1 protein-coding gene is annotated in these 488 nt (G+C 36.9%); it reads left to right on the forward strand.

Annotated features, from left to right (window positions below; all coding sequences use genetic code 11):
- Positions 1–488: Calx-beta domain-containing protein (locus tag DWB61_RS17605; RefSeq protein WP_225423422.1), on the forward strand; the 488-nt coding region annotated here is incomplete at both ends.

Genomic DNA, 488 nt, shown 5'->3' on the forward strand with positions numbered 1-488 from the left:
GAATTTACAAGTTGATTTATCAGCTGCAAGTGGATTAACAGTTTCAGTTGATTACACCGTTACAGGAACGGCAACAGGCAGTGGTACAGATTATACATTGGCTAATGGAACACTGACTATTGCAGCGAGTACTACTACCAATAATATTACAATTGCTAGTATTGTCAACGATTTATTAGATGAGAATAACGAAACAGTCATTGTTACCTTATCAAATCCTGTCAATGCCACATTGGAAACTAATACAGTTCATACTTATACGATTAATGATGATGATGGAACACCAATAATAGCCTTTAATTCGACAAGTTCAAATGGAGATGAATCTGTAAGTAGTCCTAATCTACAAGTTGATTTATCAGCTGCAAGTGGATTGACAGTTTCAGTTGATTACACCGTTACAGGATCTGCAACAGGCAGCGGAACAGATTATACATTGGCTAATGGAACATTGGCTATAGTAGCAGGTGATGCGACTGATAATATCA

The organism is Ancylomarina euxina (assembly GCF_003863355.1).
Taxonomy (GTDB): Bacteria; Bacteroidota; Bacteroidia; order Bacteroidales; family Marinifilaceae; genus Ancylomarina; species Ancylomarina euxinus.